This window comes from Pseudomonas sp. BN505 (assembly GCF_029873175.1).
GTDB classification, from domain to species: Bacteria; Pseudomonadota; Gammaproteobacteria; order Pseudomonadales; family Pseudomonadaceae; genus Aquipseudomonas; species Aquipseudomonas putida.
Genome location: NZ_SSOI01000032.1, coordinates 1 through 23,609, shown reverse-complemented (window position 1 = coordinate 23,609; position 23,609 = coordinate 1). Strand labels below are relative to the sequence as shown.

At 62.6% G+C, this 23,609-nt stretch carries 21 protein-coding genes; 11 read left to right on the top strand and 10 right to left on the bottom strand.

All coding sequences use genetic code 11. The annotated features are described in order from the left end of the window. Positions 1-155 precede the first annotated feature (155 nt). Entirely contained in the window at positions 156-2,747 is a 2,592-nt protein-coding gene (locus E8E78_RS09170) for a glycosyltransferase (protein ID WP_016501175.1), read from the bottom strand. Positions 2,748-2,866: 119 nt separating this feature from the next. Here E8E78_RS09170 and tcdA point away from each other — a divergent pair, with 119 nt between their 5' ends. Continuing rightward, a complete protein-coding gene (gene tcdA / locus E8E78_RS09165) occupies positions 2,867-3,676 on the top strand; it encodes a tRNA cyclic N6-threonylcarbamoyladenosine(37) synthase TcdA (RefSeq protein ID WP_162465285.1) in 810 nt (269 codons plus the stop codon). A gap of 160 nt (positions 3,677-3,836) precedes the next feature. Here tcdA and E8E78_RS09160 read toward each other — a convergent pair whose 3' ends face one another. From E8E78_RS09160 to graT, 6 genes are all read right to left on the bottom strand, one after another. After that, entirely contained in the window at positions 3,837-4,247 is a 411-nt protein-coding gene (locus E8E78_RS09160; protein WP_059394610.1) for a SufE family protein, read from the bottom strand. Next, the gene (locus E8E78_RS09155; RefSeq protein WP_280312052.1) at positions 4,244-5,449 is read right to left on the bottom strand and encodes a cysteine desulfurase; all 1,206 of its coding nucleotides are present in this window, start codon (positions 5,447-5,449) and stop codon (positions 4,244-4,246) included. The genes E8E78_RS09160 and E8E78_RS09155 overlap by 4 nt, the downstream gene beginning before the upstream one ends. A gap of 77 nt (positions 5,450-5,526) precedes the next feature. Next, positions 5,527-6,561, bottom strand: a complete 1,035-nt coding sequence (gene dapD / locus E8E78_RS09150) for a 2,3,4,5-tetrahydropyridine-2,6-dicarboxylate N-succinyltransferase (protein ID WP_280312050.1) — start codon at positions 6,559-6,561, stop codon at positions 5,527-5,529. Between the two features lie 31 nt (positions 6,562-6,592). Further along, complete coding sequence (locus E8E78_RS09145) at positions 6,593-6,940, bottom strand: ArsC family reductase (RefSeq protein WP_049275148.1); 348 nt, start codon at positions 6,938-6,940, stop codon at positions 6,593-6,595. Between the two features lie 124 nt (positions 6,941-7,064). Then, the gene (gene graA, locus E8E78_RS09140) at positions 7,065-7,364 is read right to left on the bottom strand and encodes a type II toxin-antitoxin system antitoxin GraA (protein WP_003252274.1); all 300 of its coding nucleotides are present in this window, start codon (positions 7,362-7,364) and stop codon (positions 7,065-7,067) included. An 8-nt stretch (positions 7,365-7,372) separates the two neighbouring features. Further along, entirely contained in the window at positions 7,373-7,651 is a 279-nt protein-coding gene (gene graT, locus E8E78_RS09135) for a type II toxin-antitoxin system toxin GraT (protein ID WP_081238120.1), read from the bottom strand. Between the two features lie 252 nt (positions 7,652-7,903). On the opposite strand from graT, the gene E8E78_RS09130 reads away from it, so the two are divergent. After that, positions 7,904-9,550, top strand: coding sequence for a Na+/H+ antiporter (locus E8E78_RS09130; RefSeq protein WP_016501171.1), 1,647 nt, complete (start codon positions 7,904-7,906; stop codon positions 9,548-9,550). A 141-nt stretch (positions 9,551-9,691) separates the two neighbouring features. Here the strand turns inward: E8E78_RS09130 and dapC are convergent, their stop codons facing one another. The 3 genes from dapC to map are packed head-to-tail and all read right to left on the bottom strand — an operon-like array spanning position 9,692 to position 14,445. Continuing rightward, positions 9,692-10,888 carry a succinyldiaminopimelate transaminase gene (gene dapC, locus E8E78_RS09125; RefSeq protein WP_156858946.1) on the bottom strand — a complete coding sequence of 399 codons (1,197 nt, stop codon included), beginning with the start codon at positions 10,886-10,888 and terminating at the stop codon, positions 9,692-9,694. A 30-nt stretch (positions 10,889-10,918) separates the two neighbouring features. Continuing rightward, positions 10,919-13,621, bottom strand: a complete 2,703-nt coding sequence (locus E8E78_RS09120; RefSeq protein WP_016501169.1) for a [protein-PII] uridylyltransferase — start codon at positions 13,619-13,621, stop codon at positions 10,919-10,921. A 41-nt stretch (positions 13,622-13,662) separates the two neighbouring features. Beyond that, complete coding sequence (gene map, locus E8E78_RS09115) at positions 13,663-14,445, bottom strand: type I methionyl aminopeptidase (RefSeq protein WP_063426581.1); 783 nt, start codon at positions 14,443-14,445, stop codon at positions 13,663-13,665. Between the two features lie 345 nt (positions 14,446-14,790). Here map and rpsB point away from each other — a divergent pair, with 345 nt between their 5' ends. The 9 genes from rpsB to bamA all read left to right on the top strand — a co-directional run. After that, positions 14,791-15,528, top strand: coding sequence for a 30S ribosomal protein S2 (gene rpsB / locus E8E78_RS09110; protein WP_016501167.1), 738 nt, complete (start codon positions 14,791-14,793; stop codon positions 15,526-15,528). Between the two features lie 185 nt (positions 15,529-15,713). Then, entirely contained in the window at positions 15,714-16,577 is an 864-nt protein-coding gene (gene tsf, locus E8E78_RS09105; protein ID WP_016501166.1) for a translation elongation factor Ts, read from the top strand. Between the two features lie 179 nt (positions 16,578-16,756). After that, the gene (gene pyrH / locus E8E78_RS09100) at positions 16,757-17,500 is read left to right on the top strand and encodes a UMP kinase (RefSeq protein WP_009686950.1); all 744 of its coding nucleotides are present in this window, start codon (positions 16,757-16,759) and stop codon (positions 17,498-17,500) included. Beyond that, positions 17,497-18,054, top strand: coding sequence for a ribosome recycling factor (gene frr / locus E8E78_RS09095; RefSeq protein ID WP_016501165.1), 558 nt, complete (start codon positions 17,497-17,499; stop codon positions 18,052-18,054). Before pyrH ends, frr begins: the two co-directional genes overlap by 4 nt. 15 nt (positions 18,055-18,069) lie before the next feature. Further along, positions 18,070-18,825 (top strand): polyprenyl diphosphate synthase, encoded by a 756-nt coding sequence (gene uppS, locus E8E78_RS09090; protein WP_016485210.1) that lies wholly within the window; start codon positions 18,070-18,072, stop codon positions 18,823-18,825. Then, on the top strand, positions 18,825-19,640 hold the full coding sequence (locus E8E78_RS09085) for a phosphatidate cytidylyltransferase (RefSeq protein WP_016501164.1): 816 nt from the start codon (positions 18,825-18,827) through the stop codon (positions 19,638-19,640). The genes uppS and E8E78_RS09085 overlap by 1 nt, the downstream gene beginning before the upstream one ends. Continuing rightward, positions 19,637-20,827 (top strand): 1-deoxy-D-xylulose-5-phosphate reductoisomerase, encoded by a 1,191-nt coding sequence (gene ispC, locus E8E78_RS09080; RefSeq protein WP_049277837.1) that lies wholly within the window; start codon positions 19,637-19,639, stop codon positions 20,825-20,827. Before E8E78_RS09085 ends, ispC begins: the two co-directional genes overlap by 4 nt. A 70-nt stretch (positions 20,828-20,897) precedes the next feature. Then, positions 20,898-22,250, top strand: a complete 1,353-nt coding sequence (gene rseP, locus E8E78_RS09075; protein WP_016501162.1) for an RIP metalloprotease RseP — start codon at positions 20,898-20,900, stop codon at positions 22,248-22,250. A 73-nt stretch (positions 22,251-22,323) separates the two neighbouring features. Continuing rightward, positions 22,324-23,609 (top strand): outer membrane protein assembly factor BamA (gene bamA, locus E8E78_RS09070; RefSeq protein ID WP_280312038.1); only part of this gene is annotated, 1,286 nt, incomplete at its 3' end.

The window sequence follows — 23,609 nt, the reverse complement described above, 5'->3', positions numbered from 1 at the left end:
ATCTTATATCAAACCGAAGGGCCAATGGGGCCGCTTTGCGGCCCTATCGCGACGCAAGGCCGCTCCCACAAGCGATCGCGGGTTATCTGGCTGCCGCGGTCCCCTGTAGGAGCGGCCTTGTGCCGCGAAAGGGCTGCAAAGCAGCCCCGGCAATCTCAAGCCTGTTGCGGCTCGGCAGCCTTCTCCACTGGCTTGGGCAGCGAAGACAGCAACGCCATCACCAGCGCCGCCACGTAAGGCAACGACTGCACCAGCAGCATCGCCACCCAGAAGCGCATGTCCGAACTCGGCAGCCCCTGCACCAGGTAGATACCCAGCGCCGCACCCCACAGCAGCAACATGATGAACAGCTCTTCCCGCGCTTCGGAAAGTGCCACCAGCAGCCCATGGCTGTCGGCATTCTTTGGCGTGCGGAAGAACGGCATGCTGCTAGTGAAGAAACCGTACAGCACCGCCTTGGCAATGGTATGAGACAGCGCCAGCCCGGCCAGTGCTGCGGCAAAGGCGTCCTTGAGGTTGACCCCCACTGCGCGGCGGTAAAGGAAGATGATCTTGCCGACCTTGAAGAAGAACAATGCCAGCGGCGGGATGGCGAAGATCATCAGCGGCGGGTCGACCCGGTGCGGCACGATGATCATCGCCGCCGACCACAGCAGCGCGCCTATGGTGAAGAAGATGTTCATGCCGTCGGCGACCCACGGCAGCCAGCCGGCCAGGAAGTGGTAGCGCTGGCCACGGGTCAGCTCGCTGCCCTTGCCGCGCAGCAGGGCACTGGCGTGGTGCTTGATGATCTGGATGGCGCCGTAGGCCCAGCGGAAGCGCTGCTTCTTGAAGTCGATGAAGGTGTCGGGCATCAGGCCCTTGCCGTAGCTGTTGTGGGCGTAGGCGGCCGACAGGCCCTTCTCGAACACGCGCAGGCCCAGCTCGGCGTCCTCGCAGATGCACCATTCGGCCCAGCCCAGCTCTTCCAGTACCGTGCGCCGGGTCATGGTCATGGTGCCGTGCTGAATGATGGCGTCACGGTCGTTGCGGGTGACCATGCCGATGTGGAAGAAGCCCTTGTACTCGCTGTAGCACAGCTTCTTGAAGGCGCTTTCGTGCTGGTCGCGATAGTCCTGCGGCGACTGCACCACGGCAATTTTCGGGTCGGCGAAATGCGGCACCATGTGCTTGAGCCAGTTGCGGTCGACGCAGTAGTCCGAGTCGATCACTGCGATCACTTCGGCGTCCTTGGCCGTATGCGGGAGCAGGTAGTTCAGCGCGCCGCCCTTGAAGCCGGCCAGTGGCGCGACGTGGAAGAACTTGAAGCGCTCGCCGAGCTTCTCGCAGTGAGCCTTCAGCGGCTCCCATACGGCCGGGTCCTTGGTGTTGTTGTCGATCACCAGCACTTCGTAGTCGGGGTAGTCCAGCGCGGCCAGGGCGTCGAGGGTCTGCTTTACCATCTCGGGTGGCTCGTTGTAGCACGGCACATGCACCGACACCTTGGGCCGGTAGGCGCTGTCGGCCTGCACCGGCAGGAACTCGCGTCGGCGCTTGTGTATCCATACTGCCTCGGCCAGTTCATGGGCCTCGGTCAGCAGCACGATGAACACGCCCAGCGCGCCAAGGGCAAGCAGCACGCCCACGGTGAGGCTGAACCAGGTGCTGTATTGCTGGCTGTAGTCATAGGCAATCCACACCAGCACCGACCCGCACAGGAAGGTGATGAAGGTGAGGAATGTGCGGCCGCGCTGGCGCAGCGCCGAGCCGTCGATGAACAGCACCATCAGCGCAATCATCGCCAGCACCACCGAGGCTACCGCCAGGGCACGCCACTGCGGGATCGCCACCACGGGGCCGTCGAAGTTGAATTTTTGCTGGCGCTCGGCGTTGTACACGCCCCAGTAGGCGCCCACCGAGCCTTCGTCGCTGGCCTTCCACGGCTGGTCATAGGCTTCGATGACGAAGTAGTTGTAGCCACGGCGGTTGAGGGTGTTGACCAAGGTGCGCAGGTAGATGGCCTGGTCGGCCTGGCTGGCATCGGCACCCCCGCGCATGCGACCGTTGCTCGGCCAGCCGACCTCCGACAGCAGCAGCGGTTTGCGCGGGAACTGGTGCTTCAGCTCACGGGCGCGGTCGAGCACGAACTCGACCGAATCCTTCATCGGCACGAATTCCCAGTAGGGCAGGATGTGCGCGGCAATCAGGTCGACGTGCTTGGCGATCTCCGGGTTTTCCTTCCAGATGTGCCATTGCTCACTGGTGGTCACCGGTACCTTGACGGCTGCGCGTACCCGGTCCAGGTATTTGATCAGGTTTTCCGGGGTGACTTCTTCACGGAACAGCGCCTCGTTGCCGACCACTACCCGCACCACGCTGCGCGAGGTGTTGGCCAGCTGGATGGCCGTGGCGATTTCGCGTTCGTTGCGCTCCAGGTCCGGGCTGATCCATATCCCCAGGGTCACGCGCAGGCCGAATTCCTCGGCCAGACGCGGGATGTCGGCCTGGGTGCCCTCCACCGTATAGATACGGATGCTGTCGGTCAGTTTGCTCAACTGCTCCAGGTCCTGGCGCATCTCGTCGTCAGTGGGGTACTGGCCCTTCTGCGGGCTTTCACCCAGGCGGAACGGCGAATACGAAAAGCCAGAGATCTGTTCTGGCCAGGCGGGGGCGGAGACCGGGCGGTTGATCAGTGCCCAGAACCCGGTGAACAGCGCGGCGATGGCCAGCACCACAACCAGGTTCAGGCCGAATTTACGTGAAGACATTGTCGTCCATTTGTGTCGAAGTGATAGGACATTAAAGCAGGGTTGGTAGTGTCTTTCCTAACGATGCAGGCCATGGGCCCGCTGGCATATAATGCGCGCCGGTTTTTTGGGGTATGAACATGAGCACAGAAGATCCACGCTTCGCCGGCGTTGCCCGGCTGTATGGCGACCAGGGGCTGCAACGCCTGGGCCAGGCCCATGTGGGCGTGGTCGGTATTGGCGGGGTTGGCTCGTGGGTGGCCGAAGCGCTTGCCCGCAGCGGCGTGGGTGAAATTTCCCTGTTTGATCTGGACGACGTCTGCGTCAGCAACACCAACCGCCAGGCCCATGCCCTGGAAGGGCAGGTGGGGCGGCCCAAGGTGGAGGTCATGGCTGAGCGCCTGCGGGCGATCAACCCGGCATGCACGGTGCATGCGGTGGCCGACTTCGTCACCCGTGAAACCATGGCCGAGCACATCCACGAGCAACTTGACTGTGTAATTGACTGCATCGACAGCGTCATGGCCAAGGCTGCGTTGATTGCCTGGTGCCGGCGGCGCAAGATCGCCATCGTGACCACAGGTGGCGCTGGTGGTCAGATCGACCCGACACAGATCCAGATCGCCGACCTGAACAAGACCTTCAACGACCCGCTGGCCTCGCGGGTGCGCTCCACCCTGCGCCGCGATTACAACTTCTCGCGCAATGTCAGCCGCAACTATGGTGTGCCGTGCGTGTTCTCCAGCGAACAGCTGCGTTACCCCAAGGGAGATGGCAGCGTTTGTCTGCAGAAGAGCTTCGTGGGTGAGGGTGTAAGGCTGGACTGCTCGGGTGGCTTTGGCGCGGTGATGATGGTGACCGCGACCTTTGGCATGGTGGCGGCGAGCAAGGCGATCGAGAAGCTGGTGGCAGGTGCGCGGCGGCCTTCGGAACGTATCAAGCCTGAGTAATCATTCACAGGCCAACTCGGTCCTTGTAGGAGCGGCCTTGTGCCGCGAAAGGGGCGCGTAGCGGCCCCATTTCAGCCTCTCCACGAAGATTGCTGGGGCCGCTGGGCGGCCCTTTCGCGGCACAAGGCCACTCCTACAGGGAGCAGCGTATGCCCTGGATTTAGCGGGTAGACGCCAATTCTGCCATCCGCTGCAACACCGCATGCAGCCCATTGCTGCGTGACGGCGAGAGCTGGCGCTCTAGCCCCAGTTGGGTGAACCACTCGCGCAGATCAAGCCTGGCCAGCTCTTGACTGGTCAAACCCTGCACTCGCACCAGCAACAACGCCAGCAGCCCGCGCAACAAGCGTGCATCGCTACTGGCCTTGAACCGCCACTGCCCATCGACGAGTTCGGCCACCAGCCAGACCAGGCTTTCGCAGCCATGCACCCGGTTGGCTTCGGTCTTGTCGGTCTCGGCCAGTGGTTCCAGGCGGTCGCCCCACTGCATCAGCAGCCGGGCGCGCTGTTCCCAGCCCTTGCCTTGCTCAAACGCTTCCAGCGCCTGGCGCGCCTGTTCCGGCATGCTCATCGCAGCAACTCCAGGCCCTGATCAAGCGCAGCGAAGAAGCGCTGCAAGTCGTCGCTGTCGTTGTACAAGCCCAGCGATACGCGGATTGCGCCCTCCAGTCCCAGCCCTTGCAAGAGCGGCATGGCGCAGTGGTGTCCGGCACGCACGGCTATCCCTTGCTCGGTGAGCAGGTGGGCGATATCGGCGTTGTGCACGCCCTCGATGACGAAGCTGGCCAGCGCCGTCTGCGGTGCCCCCAATACCCGCACGCCCTCACGGTCAGCCAGGCCGCGCAGCAAATGCTGGTGCAGGCTGGTTTCGTGGGCTTCGACAGCCTGGGCGTCGAGGCTGGCCAAATAATCCAGGGTCGCCCCCAGGCCTATCACCCCGGCGATTGGCGGCGTACCCGCCTCGAACCCCAGCGGTGCGGGGCGGAAGCTGGCGCTCTGGTACTCGGCCAGTTGCACCATCTCGCCACCGAACTGCCAATGGCGCAGCAGCTCCAGCGCCCTAGTGTGGCCGTACAGCACGCCAACCCCATCCGGGCCGTACAACTTGTGGCTGGAGAACACATAGAAGTCGCAGCCCAGTTGCTGCACATCGTGGCGGCCATGCACCACGCCCTGGGCACCGTCTACCACGGTCAGCGCGCCTTGTGCGCGGGCATGGGAAAGCAGGGCCGGCAGCGGTTGCCAGGTACCCAGTACGTTGGACAGCTGGCTGACGGCGAGCACCCGGGTGCGCGGGCCTATCAGTTGCAGTGCCTGGTTCAGGTCGATGCGGCCAAAGGGATCCAGCGGCAGTATCACCAGGCGCAGGTTGCGCCGGCGTGCCAGCTGTTGCCAGGGCAGCAGGTTGGCATGGTGCTCCAGCGCGCTGATGGCAATTTCGTCACCGGCTTCGAAGCGGTGCTCAAGGCCGTAGGCCAGCAGATTCAAGGCCGAGGTGGCACCGTGAGTGAACACGATCTGCCGTGGGTCTGCAGCATTCAACCAGGCGGCGACCTTGTCGCGGCTGGTTTCGAAGGCCTGGGTCGCCAGTGCACCGGGCAGGTGCTGGGCACGGTGTACGTTGGCCGCGCCGTGGCCGTAGTAATGGCTCAAGGCATCGATCAGGGCTTGCGGCTTTTGGGTGGTAGCGGCGCTGTCCAGATAGGTCTGGTGCTGCCGTTGCAGGGCGGCGATGGCGGGGAAGTCGGCACGCCAGGGGGAGGGCTGGAACATGGTCACGGGGCCTGGAATGAAAATCGGGTCTGGCGTGGTGCCAGACCCGATCTTAACATTTCAAACGCCGAGCATGCTCAGTTGTGCGCGTGCAGGGCCTCGTTCAGCTCGATGGCCGACTTGTGGGTCTTGCACTCTACCGCGCCGTTCAGCGAGTTGCGGCGGAACAGCAGGTCGGTCTGGCCGGCCAGGTCGCGGGCCTTGACCACTTTGACCAGCTCGTTGTTTTCGTCCAGCAGGTTCACCTTGGTGCCAGCGGTGATGTACAGGCCGGCTTCAACGGTGTTGCGGTCGCCCAGCGGGATGCCGATACCAGCGTTGGCGCCGATCAGGCACCCTTCACCCACCTTGATGACGATGTTGCCGCCACCGGACAGGGTACCCATGGTCGAGCAACCGCCGCCCAGGTCGGAACCTTTGCCAACGAATACGCCGGCGGACACGCGGCCTTCGATCATGCCCGGGCCTTCGGTGCCAGCGTTAAAGTTGACGAAGCCTTCGTGCATGATGGTGGTGCCTTCGCCGATGTAGGCGCCCAGGCGCACACGGGCGGTATCGGCGATGCGCACGCCGGCCGGGACCACGTAGTCGGTCATCTTCGGGAACTTGTCCACCGAGAACACTTCCAGCAGCTCGCCCTTCAGGCGCGCTTCCAGTTGCAGCTCGGCCAGTTCGGCCAGGTCGACCGCGCCCTGGTTGGTCCAGGCTACGTTCGGCAGCAGCGGGAAGATGCCAGCCAGGCTCAGGCCATGTGGCTTGACCAGGCGGTGCGACAGCAGGTGCAGCTTGAGGTAGGCCTCCGGGGTGGAGGTCAGGGCAGCGTCTTCGGCCAGCAGGGTGGCGACCAGCGGCTTGTGGCTTTCGGCCAGGCGGGTCAGCAGGGCGGCCTGGGCAGCATCCACGCCTTTCAGGGCTTCGGCCAGTTTCAAGGCCTGGCCGTTGCTGAAGGCGATGGCCTGGTTGCCACCTTCGTAACCGAGAACAGGACCTACAGCGGCAACCAGCTCGGCGCTCGGGTTGAGCAGCGGTTGTGCGTAGAACACTTCCAGCCAGGCGCCCTGGCGGTTCTGGGAGCCGACACCGAAGGCCAGGCTGAACAGGGTATTGGACATGTGATTACCTCGTGCGAAATAGGGTGGGGGCTCAGGCCAGGGCAGCGGCGTACAGGTCCGGCTTGAAGCCGACCAGGGTGCGCGCGCCAAGGTCCAGCACCGGGCGTTTGATCATCGACGGCTGGGCCAGCATCAGCTCGACGGCCTTGGCCTGGTCGAGGTCTGCCTTGCTGGCGTCGTCCAGCTTGCGGTAGGTGGTGCCGGCACGGTTGAGGATGACTTCCCAGCCGTGTTCGTCGCACCAGCGGTTCAGGCTGTCGCGGTCGATGCCTTGGGTTTTGTAGTCATGGAATTCGTAGGCGATGGCTTTGTCTTCGAGCCAGGTACGCGCCTTTTTCATGGTGTCACAGGCTTTGATGCCGTAGAGCGTGTAGGTCATTGTGTACATTGGGGTTACAAGTTGCCCCAATCTCTCCGTTTTTCGATGTCAGTCGCGGGATTATGCGGGAACGATCCTCGCGGCGCCACGCCCGTGGCGCCCCTGTTTATTGATCAGGATGTGTTCAAGCGACCAGGCGCTGGACCGATCCGATGATCTCATCGCCGTGTTGCTGTTCGGCGGTGCGCAGATCGAAGGCCGTCTGCAGGTTGAGCCAGAACTCAGGGGTGGTGTCCAGGCAGATGGACAGACGCAGTGCCATGTCGGCGGAAACACCGCCCCGTTCGCGCAGGATGTTGTTGACGGTTGGCGTTGCTACACCCAACGCCCTGGCCAGAGCCGCGGCGCTGAAGCCCATCTCCTTCTGGAAGTCCTCCCGCAGGATTTCACCCGGATGGATTGGACGCATACCGTTCTTGAGCATGATGCACCTCAGTGGTAATCGACAATTTCAACGTTAATTGGCCCGTGTTCTGTCCAGGTGAAGCACAGCCGCCATTGGTCATTTACACGGATACTGTGTTGGCCGGCGCGGTTGCCGCTCAGTGACTCGAGGCGATTACCAGGTGGCGACCTAAGGTCTCGCAACTCTGTTGCGGCATCGAGCATGGCCAGTTTGCGCTCCGCGACTGACTTGATAACTGACCAACGCCGTGTCTTTCCCGTAGTGAAGAGCGCTTCCGTGTCGGCACAGCTAAAGCTTTGAATCATGAGCTTGAACGCTTAACGTTATTCGTTAATATCGATTATACGACGGGATCGCTGTAGTTCAAGCCTTCATTAACGGGGCACGCTACTCGCAAGCCCCGGTCACATTACCTGGGTATCATCATGTTACATATTCCCCCGTCACCTGCGACTATCGTGCAGCGGTCCCGAACCGTCGGTCGCCGCTAACATATTGTTCCAATGGCGATGTTTCGCCTTGCTATCGTTTCTGGTTCACAAAGGAAGCTTTCCCGGATGCAGTCCGCCTACACCGTCCTCATCCTGCTGACGCTGGTCAGCCTGTCGAAGCTGGTCGGCCGCATGATTCCGCTGCCCCTGCCGCTGGTACAGATCGCTGCCGGTGCCTTGCTGGCCCTGCCGACCCTGGGCCTGCACGTGGCCCTGGACCCCGAGTTGTTCCTGTTCCTGTTCTTGCCGCCGCTGCTGTTTGCCGATGGCTGGCGCATCCCCAAGCGTGAGTTGTGGCGCATTCGCGGGCCAGTGGTGGCGCTGGCCGTTGGTCTGGTGCTGTTCACCGTGGTCGGGGCCGGCTACTTCATTCACTGGCTGCTGCCGAGCATCCCCCTGCCGGTAGCGTTCGCCCTGGCGGCGGTACTCTCGCCGACCGATGCCGTGGCGGTTTCGGCCATCGCCCAGGACCGCCTGCCCACCCCGCTGATGCACATGCTGCAGGGGGAGGCCCTGATGAACGATGCATCGGGCCTTGTCACCTTCAAGTTCGCCCTGGCGGCGGCGATCACCGGGGTGTTCTCGCTGACTGATGCAAGCTTCAGTTTCGTCCTGGTGGCGCTTGGCGGCCTCGCGGTGGGTGTGGGCCTCAGCTGGCTGGTGGGCCGCCTGCGTGCCTGGATGATCGCCCGCGGTTGGGACGACCCGGCCACCCACGTGGTGTTCATGTTGTTGCTGCCATTCGCCGCGTACGTGCTGGCAGAGCGCCTGGGCGTGTCGGGCATCCTGTCGGCGGTGGCGGCCGGCATGATGCAAAGCTGGCTTGACTTGCTGCCACGGCAGACCAGCACCCGCCTGCTCAACCGCAGCGTGTGGTCGCTGCTGGAGTTCGCCTTCAATGGCCTCATCTTCCTGCTATTGGGCCTGCAGTTGCCGGACATCATCAAGGCGGTGGTCAGCCACGAAGCCACCGTGTGGCCGACCCTGGCCTACCGATGCCTGGACGTGGTGGCGATCTTTGCTGCGCTGATCCTGCTGCGGTTCATCTGGGTGCAGAGCATCTGGCGCTCGATCGGCGTGGTGCGCCGCTGGCGCGGCAAACCGGCGCTGGTGCTGATGCCTACGGCGCGCTCCTGCTGGCTGCTGACCCTGGGCGGTGTGCGCGGTGCGGTGACCCTGGCGGGTGTGATGTCGGTGCCGTTGCTGATGGGCGCGGGCAAGGCCTTCCCTGAGCGTGACTTGCTGATCTTCATTGCCGCCGGGGTGATCCTGCTGTCGTTGATCAGCGCCTGCATCGCGCTGCCGATATTGCTGCGCGGGGTGACCAAGAGCCCGGACGAGCGCTTGCACCAGGAAGTGCAGGAAGCCTGGCGGCGCACGGCCGAGGCGGCGATCCATGCCCTGGAGGCAGAAGAAGTGATCGACGCCAATGCCCCGCAGGATGCTGCGCAGGCAACCTTGGCGACCGAGCTGAAGGCGCGCTTGATGGCTGAGTACCGGGATGAGCTGAACAGCTACAACGACAGTGCCGAAGCCAAGGCCCTGGCCGACCAGATGGACTTGCTGGAGCGGCGCTTGCGTTTGCGTGCACTGAGGGCGCAGCGGCTGGAGCTTTATAACCTGCATCGCCAGCACCTGGTGGGGGATGAGGTGGTGCGGCAGGTGCTTGGGGAGCTGGATATGAGCGAGGCCAACCTGGGGCAGGTCAGGTAGACCCGCAGGGGGCCGCTTTGCGGCCCTGTGGGAGCGAGTTCACTCGCGAATCAGGCGACACGGTGTATGGCACCGGGTGCGCCGGTGTTCGCGGGTGAACCCGCTCCCACAGGTTCTGCACAGAATTAAAGCATTGCTGAATCAGCGGTTCTGCAGGAAGGCGCGAATCCGCTCGGCCGCCTCGATGCATTCGGCCAGCGGTGCCACCAGCGCCATGCGCACACGCCCTGCGCCCGGGTTCACGCCATCCACATCACGCGACAGGTACGACCCCGGTACCACCGTCACATGCTGGGCTTCGAACAGGTCGCGGGTGAACTCGGCATCACAGCCCGGCACCTTGGCCCACAGGTAGAAGCTGCCGTCCGGGCGCTGCACGTCCAGCACCGGCTGCAGGATGTCCAGCACGGCATCGTACTTGGCGCGGTACTGGTCGCGGTTCGCGCGTACATGCGCCTCGTCCTGCCAGGCGGCGATGCTGGCCAGCTGGGTTTGTACCGGCATGGCGCAGCCGTGGTAGGTGCGGTACAGCAGGAACGGTTTGATGATTTCGGCATCGCCAGCCACGAAGCCCGAGCGCAGGCCCGGCAGGTTGGAGCGCTTGGACAGGCTGTGGAACACCACGCAGCGCTTGAAATCACTGCGGCCGAGCTCGGCGCAGGCGGTCAGCAGGCCCGGTGGTGGCGCGTCTTCATCGAAGTAAAGCTCGCTGTAGCACTCGTCGGCGGCGATCACGAAGTCGTGTTCGTCGGCCAGGGCGATCAGCTTCTTCAGGGTGTCCATCGGCACCAGCGCGCCGGTGGGGTTGCCCGGCGAGCACAGGAACAGGATCTGGCAGCGCTTCCACACCTCGGCCGGTACGGCGTCGAAGTCAGGGTTGAAACCGTTGTTTTCCAGGCACGGCAGGTAGTGCGGGGTAGCCCCGGCCAGCAGCGCTGCGCCTTCGTAGATCTGGTAGAACGGGTTCGGGCTGATCACCAGGCCGTCATCGTCACGGTTGACCACTGCCTGGGTGAAGGCGAACAGCGCTTCACGGGTGCCATTGACCGGCAGGATGTGACGGTCGGCATCCAGCCAGCCGGCTGGCACGCCAAAGCGACGCTCGCACCACTGGCCGATCGCCTGGCGCAGGCCCGGCAGGCCGATGGTGCTGGGGTATACCGCCAGTTTGTCGAGGTTGTCGGCCATGGCCTGGGCGACGAATGCCGGAGATTCGTGCTTTGGCTCACCGATTGACAGGGCGATGGCGCGTTTGTCTGCCGCAGGCTTCACGCTGCCCAGCAGGGCACGGAGTTTCTCGAACGGGTAGGGCTGAAGCTGGGTCAAGGCATGGTTCATCGGCGCAAGGTCTCGTCAATCGTCTAGTCGTTAAAAGGTCACGCGGGTAGGGCTGGCATCGCTGGCCTGGCCGGCCTGCAACTGCTGGACGATGGCCTCCTGCAGGCGGCTGCACAGCTGCGGGTCGGACAGCGGCTGGTTGTCGGCATCAGTGATGAAGAACACGTCTTCCACCCGTTCGCCGAGGGTGGCGATCTTGGCGTTCTGCAGCGACAGGTCGAACTCCAGGAAGATCCGCCCCAGCCGGGCCAGCAGGCCTGGGCGGTCTGGTGCGGTGATTTCGAGGATGGTCACCGGCCGCTGGGCATCGTTGAGGATGGTCACCTGCGGCGGGAAGTTGAAGTGTTTGAGCTGGCGCGGTACCCGGCGCTGGATGATGGTCGGGTAGTCCTCGGGGTTGCGCAGCGCTTCGGTCAGGCCGTCGCGAATCTGCTTGACCCGCTGCGGGTTGTCGCCGATAGAGCCGCCGTCGTTGTCCAGCACGATGTAGGTGTCGAGGGTGAACTGGCTGCTCGACGTGATGATGCGTGCATCGTGGATGTTCAGGTTCAGCTGCGACATGGCCGCCACCGTCACGGCGAAGAAATCGTGCTGGTCAGGGGCGTAGATGAAGATCTGCGTGCCGCCTTCGAACTCGCGCTGGGTGGTTTCCTTGATCAGCACCAGCGGCCCGCCATCGGCCGGTTGCTGCAGGATCGCGTCCGTGTGCCAGGCCACATCGCCGGCGTTGTGCTTGAGAAAGTAGTCATCGCCCAGCTGCGACCACAGTTGCTCGACATCGTCCGGGTCGGTGCCCTCGCGTACAAGGATGTCCAAGGCTGCAGACTGGGTCTGGCGAATCTGTTCTTCGCGGTCCAGCGGGTTTTCCAGGCCGCGGCGCAGGGCGCGCTTGGTCTCGCTGTAGAGCTGGCGCAGCAGGCTGGCCCGCCACGAATTCCACAGGCTGGGGTTGGTGGCGTTGATATCGGCCACGGTCAGCACGTACAGGTAGTCCAGGCGCGTCTCGTCGCCCACGTGCAGGGCAAAGTCGTTGATCACCTGCGGGTCGGACAAGTCCTTGCGCTGGGCGGTGGTCGACATCACCAGGTGGTTTAGCACCAGCCAGACGATCAGCCGGCTGTCCCAGGCCGGCAACTGGTGGCGCTCGCAGAACTTCTGCGCATCCACCGCGCCCAGTTCGGAATGGTCGCCCTGGCGACCTTTGCCGATGTCGTGGTAGAGGCCGGCCAGGTAGATCAGCTCGGGCTTGGGCAGGCGCCCCATCAGCTTGCTTGCCAGCGGGAATTTCTCGGACACCGGCGTGTACTGCAGCTTGCGCAGGTGCTTGATGAGGTTGAGGGTGTGCGCATCGACCGTATAGATGTGGAACAGGTCGTGCTGCATCTGCCCGACGATCAGGCCGAACTCCGGCAGGTAGCGGCCAAGGATGCCGTAGCGGTTCATCCGCCGCAGGTTGCGGTGGATGCCGATTTCGCACTTGAACAGCTCGATGAACAGGCTGGTGTTGCGGATATCGGTGCGGAAGGTGTCGTCGATCAGGTGGCGGTGCTCACGCAGCAGGCGCACCGTATCGGCACGCACGCCCTTGATTTCGGGGTGCTGGGCCATCAGCACGAAGATTTCCAGCATGGCGAACGGTGTGCGCTTGAACACGTTCGGGTTGGTAGCCTCGATATAGCCGTCATGCAGGCGAAAGCGTGCATTCAGCGGCTGGGTGGTGCCGCTGTCTTCGTCAGCGAGGATGACCTCTTCGAAGTGTTGAATGATCAGGTCGCACAACTGGCTGATGCTCATCACCACCCGGTAGTACTGCTGCATGAACTGCTCGATTGCCCGCTTGGGGTTCTCGTCGCTGTAGCCCAGCAGTGCGGCGAGGCTGCGCTGGTGGTCGAACAGCAGGCGGTCCTCGGCGCGACCGGCCAGCATGTGCAGGGCGTAGCGCACCTTCCACAGAAAATCCTGGGACGAAGCCAGCAGCTCGTTTTCGCTTTCCAGCAAGAAACCTTCGCCGGCCAATGCGTGCAGGTTCAGGGTGCCGTACTGACGGCGGGCCACCCACAGCACTGTCTGGATGTCACGCAGGCCACCGGGCGAGCCCTTGACGTTGGGTTCGAGGTTGTACTCGGTGTCGTTGTACTTGTGGTGACGGGCCTTGAGTTCGGCGCGTTTGGCCAGGAAGAAGTCTTTGCTCGGCCACATGTGCGCGGTGCTGGTCACCTCCAGCATGCGCTGGCGCAGGGCTTCGGGCCCGGCAATGGTGCGGCTTTCCATCAGGTTGGTAATCACCGTCAGGTCGGCGCGGGCCTGTTCGGCGCACTCGTCGACGGTGCGCACGCTCTGGCCCACTTCCAGGCCGATGTCCCACAGCAGGGTGAGAAAACGCTCAATGGCGTTGCGGTACTGCTCGTGCTCGGCAGCGCCCAGTAAAATGAGCAGGTCGATGTCGGAATGCGGGTGCAGCTCACCACGCCCGTAGCCACCCACTGCGACCAGGGCGATACCGCTGTGGTCGCCCCAGTCGAACTGGTTCCAGGCCTGTTGCAGGATATTGTCGACGAGCCAGGCGCGGGCTTCGATCAGCGGGCGGATTTCGCCGCCACTGCGGAAACGCTTGTCGAGCACCTCGCCGGCCTGGCGGATGGCTTTCTTGAAGGCGGCGATGGGGCTCGCCTTGAGGGCCAGTTCCGCCTGGAACTGGCCGCGATCGAACAGCTCGGGGTCCACCTGGGGCATCGCGTCACGTTCCTGTCGTCGGGTGGCCTGTCTCGGTGCGGTCAGGCCGAGGTGCGCGGGATGGTGTCGTCCTTGCGCAGGGTGAAGATCTCGTAGCCGGTCGCAGTCACCACCAGGGTGTGTTCCCACTGAGCCGAGAGCTTGCGGTCCTTGGTGATGGCGGTCCAGCCGTCGCCCAGCACCTTGGTGTCGGCCTTGCCCTGGTTGATCATCGGTTCGATGGTGAAGGTCATGCCTTCTTTCAGTTCCATGCCGGTGCCGGCGCGGCCGTAGTGCAGGATCTGCGGCTCTTCGTGGAACACCTTGCCGATGCCGTGGCCGCAGAACTCGCGCACCACCGAGAAGCCGTTCTTTTCAGCGTGCTTCTGGATCACTTCGCCGATATCGCCCAGGCGGCAGCCCGGCTTGACCAGCTCGATGGCCTTGTACATGCACTCCTGGGTAACCTTGGACAGGCGCTCGGCCCAAACCGGCACGGTACCGACGTGGAACATGCGGCTGGTATCGCCGTGGTAGCCGTCCTTGATCACGGTGACGTCGATATTCAGCGTGTCACCGTCCTTGAGCGGCTTTTCGTTGGGGATACCGTGGCAGACCACATGGTTGATCGAGGTGCAGATCGACTTCGGGTAGCCCTTGTAGTTGAGGGGCGCCGGGATGGCCTGCTGGACGTTGACGATATAGTCGTGGCACAGGCGGTCGAGCTCTTCGGTAGTAACACCGGGCTTGACGTGCTCCTCGATCATTTCCAGCACCTCGGCGGCCAGGCGGCCGGCGATGCGCATCTTCTCGATGTCTTCTGCGGTCTTGATGTTGACGGTCATTACAGGCTCTCTACGGCGCCGCACGCGGCGCGAACAAACGGGAAAGGCCGGATTCTAGCAGAGCAGGGCGGCATTCTGTCGGGATAAAGGCGGCCATGCTGCTGTCTACAGGAGGCATTCTGGCCTGTTTGGCGGGGCGCTGCAAAAACCGCTGACAGACGCAACCTCATTCGGGTTTCGTTCGCTCGCGGTCTGTGGTATAACATGCGCCGCTTTCGGGGACGACCCCGTGAGCTTAAACCCACACACGTGTCGACACGATGACCTGGGTGCCCCGGATTTTCGAATTTGCGGGTTGGTCATTGGGATGCGTGGAGGCCCAACCCGACTTATCAAGGAACTATCATGTCCCAAGTCAACATGCGCGATATGCTGAAGGCCGGTGTGCACTTCGGCCACCAGACCCGTTACTGGAACCCGAAAATGGGCAAGTACATTTTCGGCGCGCGTAACAAGATCCACATCATCAACCTGGAAAAAACCCTGCCAATGTTCAACGAAGCTCTGGCTTTCGTAGAGCGTCTGGCTCAGGGCAAGAACAAGATCATGTTCGTCGGCACCAAGCGTTCCGCCGGCAAGATCGTAGCCGAGCAAGCTGCTCGTGCCGGTTCGCCATACGTTGACCACCGCTGGTTGGGCGGCATGCTGACCAACTACAAAACCATCCGTGCTTCGATCAAGCGTCTGCGCGACCTGGAAACCCAGGCCGAAGATGGCACCTTTGCCAAGCTGACCAAGAAAGAAGCCCTGATGCGTTCGCGCGATCTGGAAAAGCTGGACCGCAGCCTGGGTGGTATCAAGGACATGGGCGGTCTGCCTGATGCCCTGTTCGTGATCGACGTTGATCACGAGCGCATTGCTATCACCGAAGCTAACAAGCTGGGCATCCCGGTTATCGGCGTTGTCGATACCAACAGCAGCCCGGAAGGTGTTGACTACATCATCCCAGGCAACGACGACGCCATCCGCGCCATCGAGCTGTACATGACTTCGATGGCCGACGCCATCATCCGCGGCCGCAACAACGTTGCTGGCGGCACCGAAGTCTATGTTGAAGAAGCGGCTGCACCTGCTGCTGAGTAATAGGCGCTAGCGTCTACTTGGCACGCAAAAAGGGGGCTTTGCCCCCTTTTTGCCACCTTGAAATCCTGCTGTCAGCAAGGGCCCCGCATTATGGGTTGGCTGAGATAACAACAGCGGATTCGCAGAATTTAACGCCCGTGTCGAGCGGGTGGAATGGTTGAAAAACTTTCCAAGAGGATTTTGAAATGGCAGCAATTACTGCAGCGCTGGTAAAAGAACTGCGCGAGCGTACTGGCGAAGGCATGATGGATTGCAAGAAAGCCCTGGAAAAGGCTGGCGGCGACATCGAAAAAGCCATTGACGACATGCGTGCCTCGGGCGCCATCAAGGCCGCCAAAAAGGCTGGCAACGTCGCTGCTGAAGGCGCTATCGCGGTCAAGACCGACGGTAAATCCGCCGTTCTGCTGGAAGTGAACTCGCAGACCGACTTCCTGGCCCTGCAAGACGACTTCAAGAACTTCGTTGCCGAAAGCCTTGAAGAAGCCTTCGCCCAGAAGCTGACCGACGCTGCTCCGCTGATCGCATCGCGTGAAGCTGCTCGTGAAGCCCTGGTTGCCAAGTGTGGCGAAAACGTCAACATTCGTCGCCTGGTGCGCGTTGAGGGTGACGTTGTTGGTGCCTACCTGCACGGCAACAAGATCGGCGCTGCCGTCGTTCTGAAAGGCGGTGACGTCGAGCTGGCCAAGAACATTGCCATGCACGTTGCAGCGTCGAACCCTGAGTTCCTGGATTCGTCGGAAATCTCCGCCGAGGCCATCGAGCGCGAGAAGAATGTCTTCCTGCAGCTGAACGCCGACAAGATCGCCGGCAAGCCGGAAAACATCGTTGAGAACATGATCAACGGCCGTATCACCAAGTTCAAGGCCGAAGCTTCGCTGAAAGAGCAGGCTTTCGTCATGAACCCGGAAGTCAAGGTTGGCGAGCTGGCCAAGAAAGCCGGCGCTGAAATCGTTTCGTTCACCTACTTCAAAGTCGGTGAAGGCATCGAGAAGCCAGTCGACGACTTCGCTGCTGAAGTTGCTGCTCAGGTAGCTGCTGCCAAGCAGTAAGACAGCCCCGTCTGTCGCCCCAAAGAGGCTGCCCGCTCACGCGCGCAGCCTCTTTGTCAAAGCGGGAGCGGTTTACGAGACCGTTGCTCGCTGACGCAGTCGCTGCGTCACGTTAGAGTTACATGCAGGCTCAAGCAGCCCGCCAGAATTTTTTACAAACGCCGCAGGAGAGATTCGCAATGGCTCAGCAGGGCAGTGGTCATCAGGCTCGCTATAAACGCATTCTACTCAAACTTAGCGGCGAGGCCCTGATGGGCTCGGAAGAGTTCGGGATCGACCCAAAAGTCCTGGATCGCATGGCGCTGGAAGTCGGCCAACTGGTCGGCATCGGTGTTCAGGTAGGTCTGGTGATCGGTGGTGGCAACCTGTTCCGTGGTGCGGCGCTCAGTGCAGCCGGCATGGACCGCGTCACCGGTGACCACATGGGCATGCTGGCGACCGTAATGAACGCCCTGGCCATGCGCGACGCGCTGGAGCGGGCGAACATTACTGCCATTGTCATGTCGGCTATTTCCATGGTTGGCGTGACCGATCACTATGATCGCCGCAAAGCCATGCGCCACCTGAACGCCAAAGAAGTCGTAATTTTCGCTGCCGGTACCGGCAACCCGTTCTTCACCACCGACTCTGCTGCCTGCCTGCGCGCCATCGAAATCGATGCCGACGTGGTATTGAAGGCAACCAAGGTCGATGGTGTATACACTGCTGATCCATTCAAGGACCCGCATGCCGAGAAGTTCGATCATCTGACCTACGATGAAGTGCTGGATCGCAAGCTGGGTGTGATGGATCTGACGGCAATCTGTCTTTGCCGCGACCACAAGATGCCGTTGCGCGTCTTCAATATGAACAAGCCCGGCGCCTTGCTGAACATCGTGCACGGCGGCGCGGAAGGAACCCTGATCGAGGAAGTTCAAAAATGATCAACGACATCAAGAAAGACGCCCAGGACCGCATGGGCAAGTCCATCGAGGCGCTGGGTCGTCACCTGGCGGCGATCCGTACCGGTCGTGCCCACCCAAGCATCCTGGACAGCGTCAAAGTCACTGCCTGGGGTAGCGAAATGCCGCTGAACCAGGTCGCTGCGATCAGCGTCGAGGATGCCCGCACCCTGAAGATTGTCGCTCACGACAAGAACCTCAGCGCTGCCATTGAGAAGGCCATTCTCACCTCCGACCTGGGCCTGAACCCGTCCAGCGCCGGCACCACCATTCGTGTGCCGATGCCAGCCCTGACCGAGGAAACCCGCAAGGGCTACACCAAGCAGGCCAGCGGCGTGTGCGAGGATGCCAAGGTAGCTGTGCGCAACGTGCGCCGCGACGCCCTGGCCGACCTGAAGAAGCTGACCAAGGACAAGGAAATCAGCGAGGACGAAGAACGTCGCGCCGCTGACGAGATCCAGAAGCTTACCGACAAGTTCGTTGCCGAAGTCGATGCCGCCTTCAAGGCCAAGGAAAAGGACCTGATGGCCGTCTAAGGCCGGGGTTTCTTAATGGAAAAGACCAAGCCAGTGGCGCCGTCCTCGGTGCCGCGTCATGTCGCGATCATCATGGATGGCAACAACCGCTGGGCGAAAAAACGCCTGCTGCCCGGCGTTGCCGGGCACAAGGCGGGTGTCGACGCCGTTCGCGCGGTCATCGAGGTGTGTGCCAAGTCCGGGGTCGAGGTATTGACCCTGTTCGCTTTCTCCAGCGAAAACTGGCAGCGCCCCGCCGAAGAGGTCGGTGCGCTGATGGAGCTGTTCTTCTCGGCCCTGCGCCGTGAAGCCAAGCGCCTCAACGAGAACAACATCAGCTTGCGCATCATCGGTGACCGGTCGCGCTTCCATCCCGAGTTGCAGGCTGCCATGCGCGAAGCCGAGGCGCTGACCGCCGGCAACAACCGCTTCATCCTGCAGATCGCGGCCAACTACGGCGGCCAGTGGGACATCGCCCAGGCCGCGCAGCGGCTGGCGCGGGAAGTGCAAGCCGGGCACCTGCGTCCGGAAGACATCACCCCGGGCCTGCTGCAGACCTGCCTGGCAACCGGCGAGTTACCGCTGCCGGACCTGTGTATTCGTACCGGTGGCGAGCACCGCATCAGCAATTTCCTGTTGTGGCAGCTGGCCTACGCCGAGTTGTACTTCTCCGACCTGTACTGGCCGGACTTCAAACACGAGGCCATGCGCAATGCCCTGGCCGATTTCGCTTCGCGCCAGCGCCGCTTTGGTAAGACCAGCGAGCAGGTCGAGGCTGGAGCTCGTGCTTAATGCTTAAACAACGCATCATTACCGCGCTGATCCTGCTGCCGATTGCGCTGGGTGGCTTCTTCCTGCTCAACGGCGGGGATTTCGCCCTGTTCATCGGCTTCGTGGTGACCCTTGGCGCCTGGGAGTGGGCGCGCCTGGCCGGGTTGATGACCCAGCCGCTGCGCATCGCCTATGCCGCGGTGGTCGCCGGAGCGCTGATGTTGCTGTACATCCTTCCGGAGCTGGCGCCCTGGGTGCTGGGTGCCGCGGTGATCTGGTGGGGGCTGGCCACCTGGCTGGTGCTTACCTACCCGCGCAGCAGCGAGCTGTGGGCCAGCGCGGCCTGCCGGTTGCTGATCGGCCTGCTGGTATTGCTGCCGGCCTGGCAGGGGCTGGTGCTGCTCAAGCACTGGCCGCTGGGCAACTGGCTGATCCTGTCGGTCATGGTGCTGGTGTGGGCTGCCGATATTGGCGCCTACTTCTCTGGCAGGGCTTTCGGCAAGCGCAAGCTGGCCCCGCAGGTCAGCCCGGGCAAGAGCTGGGAAGGCGTGTATGGCGGCCTGGCGGTCAGCCTGGCAATTACCTTGGCGGTCGGCATCAGCCGCGACTGGGGTTTCGGCCAGATCCTGCTGGGCCTGCTGGGTGCTGCCCTGCTGGTCATGTCCTCGGTGGTCGGTGACCTGACAGAGAGCATGTTCAAGCGCCGTTCCGGCATCAAGGACAGCAGCAATCTGCTGCCTGGCCATGGCGGCGTGCTCGATCGCATTGACAGCCTTACTGCGGCGATCCCGATTTTCGCCGTCCTGTTGTGGGCTGCCGAATGGGGTGTGATGTGAGCCGCCCGCAACGTATTACCGTACTCGGGGCCACCGGCTCCATCGGCCTGAGCACGCTGGATGTGATTGCGCGCCACCCTGATCGCTATCAGGTGTTCGCCCTCAGCGGGTATTCGCGGATCGACGAGTTGCTGGCCCTGTGTGTACGCCATCGCCCTGCGTTCGCTGTAGTGCCGAGCGCCGAGGCGGCCGTACGGCTGCGCGAAACCCTGGCAGCGGCCGGCTGCGCCACCGAGGTGCTGGAAGGCGAGGCCGGGCTTTGCCAGGTGGCTGCGGCAGCGGAAGTGGATGCAGTGATGGCCGCGATTGTCGGTGCCGCCGGCCTGCGCCCGACCTTGGCTGCCGTGGAGGCGGGCAAAAAGGTGTTGCTGGCCAACAAGGAAGCCCTGGTGATGTCCGGTGCGCTGTTCATCGAGGCAGTGCGGCGCAGCGGCGCCGTATTGTTGCCGATCGATAGCGAGCACAATGCGATCTTCCAGTGCATGCCCGGCGACTACGCTCGCGGCCTGAGCGCGGTTGGCGTGCGTCGGATTCTGTTGACGGCTTCCGGTGGCCCGTTCCGCGAGACACCGGTCGAGGCGTTGCTCGATGTGACGCCGGAGCAAGCCTGTGCGCACCCCAACTGGTCGATGGGGCGCAAGATTTCCGTGGATTCGGCCAGCATGATGAACAAGGGGCTCGAACTGATCGAGGCTTGCTGGTTGTTCGATGCCGCGCCGGCCAAGGTCGAGGTGGTGGTACACCCACAGAGTGTCATCCACTCCCTGGTCGATTACGTGGACGGCTCGGTATTGGCGCAGCTGGGTAACCCGGACATGCGCACGCCCATCGCCAATGCCCTGGCCTGGCCTGAGCGCATCGATTCCGGGGTGGCTCCGCTGGACCTGTTTGCCATCGCCCGTCTGGATTTCCAGGCGCCCGACGAACAGCGCTTCCCTTGCCTGCGCCTGGCGCGGCAGGCTGCCGAGGCCGGCAACAGCGCACCCGCCGTACTCAATGCGGCCAACGAAGTGGCGGTCGAGGCATTTCTTGAGCGGCGTATCCGCTTCCCGGAGATCGCGGGTATGATCGAACAGGTGCTCGATCAGGAGCCCGTTGTGCCGCTGCCGTCGCTGGACGCGGTGTTCGCCGCCGACCAGCGTGCCCGGGAGCTTTCCCGTGAGTGGCTGAGGCGTCACGGTCGCTGATGCAAGCCCGCCCAGGTTCGTGAGGGGGTTGGCATGATGCCGGCCCGCTGAACATCATTCGGAGATGGACATGACAGCGCTCTACATGATTATCGGCACCCTCGTGGCTTTGGGTGTGCTGGTCACTTTCCATGAATTCGGCCACTTCTGGGTGGCACGCCGCTGCGGCGTCAAGGTGCTGCGCTTCTCGGTGGGCTTCGGCACGCCGCTGCTGCGCTGGCATGACCGCCATGGCACCGAATTTGTAGTCGCAGCAATTCCGCTGGGCGGCTACGTGAAGATGCTCGACGAGCGCGAGGGCGATGTACCGCCCGCGCTGGCTGATCAGTCGTTCAACCGCAAGTCCGTGGGCCAGCGTATCGCGATTGTCGCAGCGGGCCCGATTGCCAACTTCCTGCTGGCCATCCTGTTCTTCTGGGTGCTGGCGATGCTGGGTACCCAGCAGGTCCGTCCCGTGATCGGTACGGTCGATGCTGGCAGCCTGGCAGCATCGGCCGGGCTGACCGCAGGTCAGGAAATCGTTTCTATCGACGGCAAGCCGACCAACGGTTGGTCGGCGGTCAACCTGCAGCTGGTTCGTCGTCTGGGCGAAAGCGGCACGTTGCAGGTTGGCGTGCGTGACGAAGGCGCCACGGCCGAGCGCCAGCTGCAGGTCAAGCTGGACAGCTGGCTCAAGGGTGCTGACGAGCCGGACCCTATCCAGTCCTTGGGGCTGCACCCTTGGCGCCCGGCGATGGTGCCGGTGCTGGCCGAGATTGATCCGAAGGGGCCGGCTGCCGCTGCTGGCCTCAAGACAGGCGACAAGCTGCTGAGCGTCGATGGTGTGCCGGTGACGGAATGGCAGCAGGTCGTCGACAGCGTGCGTGCCCGCCCGGATGCCAAAGTGGTCGTGCGTGTGGAGCGCGACGGCGCTGCCCTGGAGGTGCCAGTGACCCTGGCACGCAAGGGTGAGGGCAAGGCTGCCGGTGGCTATCTTGGCGCCGGGGTAAAAGGTGGCGAATGGCCTGCCAGCATGCTCCGCGAAATCAGCTACGGCCCGCTCGAGGCAGTGGGTGAGGGCTTGTCCCGTACCTGGAACATGAGCGTGCTGACCCTTGAATCGCTGAAGAAAATGCTGTTCGGGGAGCTCTCGGTAAAAAACTTGAGTGGACCGATAACCATTGCTAAAGTGGCGGGCGCTTCAGCCCAGTCCGGCGTGGGGGATTTCCTGAATTTCCTGGCCTACCTGAGCATAAGCCTGGGGGTTCTTAACTTGCTGCCCATCCCGGTACTGGATGGGGGGCATTTGCTGTTTTACCTGGTCGAGTTGGCGCGCGGTCGTCCGCTGTCAGATCGGGTGCAAGGTTGGGGGGTCCAGATCGGTATCAGTTTGGTCATAGGGGTGATGTTGCTCGCCCTGATCAACGATCTGGGTCGACTATAAAGCTTCGCTCAATTGCGAACCTGCCGCGTTGTCGCGGCAGGTTGTTTATTGCCAGTTGGAATAAAAGGACTTCATGAAACGTCTGCTGCTAACTGCGGTCATGTCCGCACTGATGATCGCTGAAGTTCACGCCGAGTCCTTCACCATCTCCGATATTCGCGTCAACGGCCTGCAGCGGGTTTCCGCTGGCAGTGTCTTCGGTGCCTTGCCGCTGAACGTCGGCGATCAGGCCGATGACCGCCGCCTGGTGGACTCGACCCGTTCCCTGTTCAAGACCGGGTTCTTCCAGGACATCCAGCTGAACCGCGATGGCAATGTGCTGATCATCAACGTGGTCGAGCGCCCGTCGGTGTCGAGCATCGAGATCGAAGGCAACAAGGCGATCAGCACCGAAGACCTGATGAAGGGCCTGAAACAATCGGGCCTGGCCGAAGGCGAGATCTTCCAGCGTGCCACCCTTGAAGGTGTGCGTAACGAACTGCAGCGCCAGTACGTGGCCCAGGGCCGCTATTCGGCCGAGGTCGACGCCGAAGTCGTGCCGCAGCCGCGCAACCGCGTGGCGCTGAAGATCAAGATCAACGAAGGCACCGTCGCTGCCATCCAGCACATCAACATCGTTGGCAACAACGTGTTCGATGATGACACCCTGGGCCAGCTGTTCGAGCTGAAGACCACCAACTGGCTGTCGTTCTTCAAGAACGACGACAAGTATGCCCGCGAAAAACTGTCCGGTGACCTGGAGCGCCTGCGCTCCTACTACCTGGACCGCGGCTACATCAACATGGACATCGCCTCCACCCAGGTGTCCATCACGCCAGACAAGAAACACGTCTACATCACCGTCAACATCAACGAAGGCGAGAAGTACACCGTTCGCGACGTGAAGCTGTCCGGTGACCTGAAAGTGCCGGAAGACCAGGTCAAGTCGCTGCTGCTGGTGCAGCCGGGCCAGGTGTTCTCGCGCAAGGTGATGACCACCACCTCCGAGCTGATCACCCGTCGTCTGGGCAACGAAGGCTACACCTTCGCCAACGTCAACGGCGTGCCACAGCCGAACGACCAGGACCACACGGTCGACATCATGTTCGTGGTCGACCCGGGCAAGCGTGCCTACGTCAACCGCATCAACTACCGCGGCAACACCAAGACCGAAGACGAAGTGCTGCGTCGCGAAATGCGCCAGATGGAAGGCGGCTGGGCTTCGACCTACCTGATCGACCAGTCCAAGACCCGCCTGGAGCGCCTGGGCTTCTTCAAGGAAGTCAACGTCGAGACCCCGCAGGTAGCCGGCACTGACGACCAGGTCGACGTCAACTACAGCGTCGAAGAGCAAGCCTCCGGCTCGATCACCGCCAGCGT